Below are 4067 nucleotides of genomic sequence, written 5' to 3' on the forward strand. Positions count from 1 at the left end.
CACTTTCAATCACTTGCTTACGCAAGGACTGAAAGACCTTATCCATCTCCTCAGGCGTCATCTTTTCTTTTACGATGGCTTGAGCTAATTCAGTTATTTTGTCGTTATCCATGTCAATACTCTCATCCTATCTATAGGTTATAAGATTAATTAAATATCGACATTTACACAAAGGATTTTATAGTCTCTGAAAATACGATTTACAAGCAACTATTAGGTAATAAATTAGCCAAAAATCTAGGTATGCTATATGAGAATATGGTTGCGCAGACCTTAGCTGCTAACAATAATAAGTTGTATTACCACAGCTATTATGATACCGTGCAAAAAAGAAGTTTTGAGATTGATTTTTTATTAAGCAGAGGCAATAAAATTAACCCAATCGAAGTGAAATCATCTAATTATCGGACTCACCGTTCATTAGATAACTTTTCTGAAAAATATTCCAGTCGTATAGATTCTAAATATATTGTCCACACCAAAGATCTTAAAAAAGAGCGCAGTCTGCTCTATGTGCCGATTTATATGGCGCAGTTTTTGTAGTAGACTCAATTAGCAGTATAGGTGGAATGATGTATTTGTTTTATTTTGAGTTTAAAGCTGATGAACTTTCGATTAGTTGTCAAGCTTTGCTAGATAGTTGCACAAACTGCCTGTCACCTACTGAGCGTCAGTGTTTAAAACAGTATAAAAATAATAAATTAGCAATACAACAAACTTTTAGTTATGGATTGCGGCGTTTAGCATTGGCTGTCCTTTTGAGGAATGTCCGTAACGATGTAAAACCGTCAATCAGTAACGCTGACAATCAGGTCATAAAAAATGGTGTGAGTTGGCCTGATGGTGCCGTTGACCAGTGCGAGAGAATAACCTTTAAAAGCTTAAGTAAAGAGAGAATAAACGCAGATATCATCGAGTTAGCAAAGAGCTTAAGATTTATCCAAGGTGATTATGGAAAACCTTATATGAACCTTGTGCAGGAAGCATGCCTAACTCCTGTGCCTTTTGCATTTTCACTTAGCCATTGTGATGGTTTTATCTGCATTTTAGTTTCTCAATCGCAACGAATGATAGGTGTAGATGTTGAACCAGTTAAAAAGTTTGATTATCTACCTATGTTGCATTTCATGCACTCTTGCGAACAGCAAAAAATTCATTGTGCTAGAGATTTTCTATTCTTTTGGACACGAAAAGAGGCTTATCTTAAGAGCTTGGGAACTGGTTTAGTCGATGAAATAGCACAAATTAATACGGCTGAAAGTCGGATAAAAGATGAACGTCCGTTGCGTAAGTACTGTCAAGTAGCGCAGCATGTCAATGTCGTTATCAATAAAAAAGATTCACAGTTAGGTGGCGAGCTCAGAAAAATGATTGAAGAAAAGCATTTTTATTGTCACTATGTGAATTTAAATCCCAAGCGACTAATTCATGTGTGTAATAGCAATTCATTATTAGAGTTACAGCTTGTGAACTTGCGACAATTATTTTGATGGCTCGTATTGCCTCATGCTATTTGGTGATTTTATGAAGTCTTAATTAGTATGATTTTACCATCGTTTATTGCAATTTTTTAGGGCTTAAGTATTGAGCGATGTACGCCAAATAATGCCGCAGCGCACAACATAGCAATCATAGATAAATAGGAAAATAGTGTCATAGATTCACTCTCACCAACTAAATAAATACCAAGATAAGAACCTACAACTGAACCTAGACGACCCATAGCCATAGCCCAGCTGACGCCTGTTGTACGCATTTTATTCTCATAAACGGTTGCAGCTACTAGGTTTAAGCAATTTTGCGCTCCTGCTATAGTAAAACCAATGCAAAAGACAATGATTATGAGTGTAAAATACCAAGTCGTTGCCGAGGGGAAACTAAGTAGTAAGCAGCTAGCGAGAAAATAAGATAGGGCTAATCTTAAGAAAGGCTTGCCACGTGTATCTATCCAGCGAGCTAAGATAAATGCACCTACTGTACCTCCAATTGGCAACATCATGGTGATTAAATTAATTTGCTTAAAGGAGTATGAATTATTTAATAAAATGGGTGTCCAATATGTCAATAAATAGAATAGAAGTAGCGAACCAAAAAATGCAACCCAAAGCGCTAGGGTCAGATTACGATAAGATTTAGAGAGTAAGGAGAAAATCGGTTGTTTAGGTATAGCTTCTTCGTCAGTCGTTGCTGGTTTCAGAAAGTATTTTTGAGTGAATAAGCGGTTTACAATGGTTTGAACTTTTGTTAAAGCTTTTTGTTGCTCAGATCTAATCAAATATTCAAACGATTCGGGAAGTATTTTGATGATGAGAGGAAGTGTCAATAAAGGTACAATCCCAGCTAGATAGAAGAGCCATTGCCAATTCAATAAAGGTAGTAAAAAAGAAGCAACTACGCCACCCATGGCAATACCTAAAGTAAAACCACACCAGGCTAAGGTTGATAAGATCATTTGATGTCGCCGTGGCATGTATTCCGTGCACAAGGACAAGCTGATTGGCATTGCACCCCCTAAACCGACACCAGTCAGAAAACGAAATATCACCAAAAGGCTGAAATTATGGGCAAATCCGCACATAATGGTGAAAGACGCATAGAGCACTGTAGAGATTATTAATGCTTTTTTTCTACCGCTTCGATCAGCCAAAGGACCAAATAACATGCTGCCTATCATCAACCCAAGGACACCAGAGACAAACAAATAGGGTAGATCATGCGTAGTAAGAGATAATTCGTTTTTGAGGATAGGTGCAATGTAGGCGACGATTGCTATATCTAGGCCGTCTAGGAGCACCAATAAAAAACAAACTAACACAATTTGCCATTGATAGCTGCTAAGAACTTCTTCATCGATAATCTGATGTAATTTTTTGACTGTTAACTCGGCCTTACTTTTCATATGGAATGCTCGTTAGAAGTTGGTTGGTAGCTTCCGAGGTGTTTTTTTATGAGGCTCAGAATGGCATGAATATTGCTAGGTTCATTCAGATAAAAGTGCCCACCTTCAAAAAAAAATACACCCAACCACTGATGACTGCATATATGCCATGCCTCAAGGTTTTGGTTGGAAGTGTTTTTATCCTGACGACCTGCAAATACTAAGAGCGGTATATCAGTTGACTTAGGTTTGGTGGTGAACGACAAAAGCGAACTATTCAGAAGCACGTCATTCCGGATGATGGGTAAAAAGAAGTCAAGTGCTTCTTGATGATTTAGAAGTGCATTAGGGATACCCTCATATTTCTCTAAAAAATGCAAGAGTGACGCATCGTTATTAATCTGTTGTGCATCAGCTATTGAATTTGAGGTAGCAAAAGCCCCTCTACCACTGATTATCAAAAGACAAATGGATAGTTCAGGTTTTAAAGATTGTAATTTTTCTGCAATATATGGAACCAGGCCACCACCAAGACTATGACCAAAAAGAGCAATATGCTCGTTTGGTTGATGGTGCTTGATAATGTTATTAGCGATATCTTCTATAAGTTCAACCGGAGAGGAAAGTAATGCCTCCTGTATGCGTGAACCATGCCCCGGATATTCAATAGCATGAATTCTCAGGTTCTTGGCAGAAAACTGCTTCCATGGAAAGTACATTGATGCGCTGCTTCCAGCAGAAGGCAGACAATATAGACAATATTTATAGCTCTGAGTCTTCATAGGTTTATGGCTTTCGGTGTTTGTCAAGCAAGTTGTCCGATTTCTTATGCTGCTAATACGGCATTTCTCTCTAACTCGTTACTCTCCTTCGATGGGTTTAGCCAGACCTCTTTGACCGGTTTCCAATNGCGGACAGAACGGTTTTTCCAACGCTCAGGTCTAGCTTCTTTGGCTGTTTCATAAACGGCACGACGATGCGCTAAAATNGCGTTATCNAGTCCGTTATGACGCTGCTCCGGCGTNACAAACTGAATGCCACTATGGCAATGCTGCGTGTTATACCAGATGACGAATTGATGCACCCATTGACGAGCCTGTTCTAGGCTAGTAAAGGGCTTATTAGGATAGGCTGGCGTGTATTTGAGTGCTCTAAACAGAGACTCAGAATAGGGGTTATCATCACTAAC

General features: G+C 38.6%; 5 protein-coding genes. 2 read left to right on the top strand and 3 right to left on the bottom strand.

Annotated features, from left to right (window positions below):
- Nucleotides 1-198: 198 nt before the first annotated feature.
- Nucleotides 199-543: a DUF4143 domain-containing protein gene (locus tag B092_RS0112295; RefSeq protein ID WP_255313373.1), complete on the top strand. Its 345-nt coding sequence runs from the start codon at nucleotides 199-201 to the stop codon at nucleotides 541-543.
- A 26-nt stretch (nucleotides 544-569) separates the two neighbouring features.
- The gene (locus tag B092_RS0112300; RefSeq protein WP_083907560.1) at nucleotides 570-1490 is read left to right on the top strand and encodes a 4'-phosphopantetheinyl transferase family protein; all 921 of its coding nucleotides are present in this window, start codon (nucleotides 570-572) and stop codon (nucleotides 1488-1490) included.
- An 80-nt stretch (nucleotides 1491-1570) separates the two neighbouring features.
- Here the strand turns inward: B092_RS0112300 and B092_RS0112305 are convergent, their stop codons facing one another.
- From B092_RS0112305 to B092_RS0112315, 3 genes are all read right to left on the bottom strand, one after another.
- On the bottom strand, nucleotides 1571-2899 hold the full coding sequence (locus B092_RS0112305) for an MFS transporter (protein WP_018575532.1): 1329 nt from the start codon (nucleotides 2897-2899) through the stop codon (nucleotides 1571-1573).
- The gene (locus B092_RS14475; RefSeq protein ID WP_147277853.1) at nucleotides 2896-3687 is read right to left on the bottom strand and encodes a thioesterase II family protein; all 792 of its coding nucleotides are present in this window, start codon (nucleotides 3685-3687) and stop codon (nucleotides 2896-2898) included. Before B092_RS14475 ends, B092_RS0112305 begins: the two co-directional genes overlap by 4 nt.
- 17 nt (nucleotides 3688-3704) lie before the next feature.
- The coding region (locus B092_RS0112315; protein ID WP_018575534.1) for an integrase core domain-containing protein at nucleotides 3705-4067 on the bottom strand (363 nt) is incomplete at its 5' end.

The sequence above is a fragment of the Oligella ureolytica DSM 18253 genome, assembly GCF_000373745.1.
Classification (GTDB): domain Bacteria; phylum Pseudomonadota; class Gammaproteobacteria; order Burkholderiales; family Burkholderiaceae_B; genus Oligella; species Oligella ureolytica.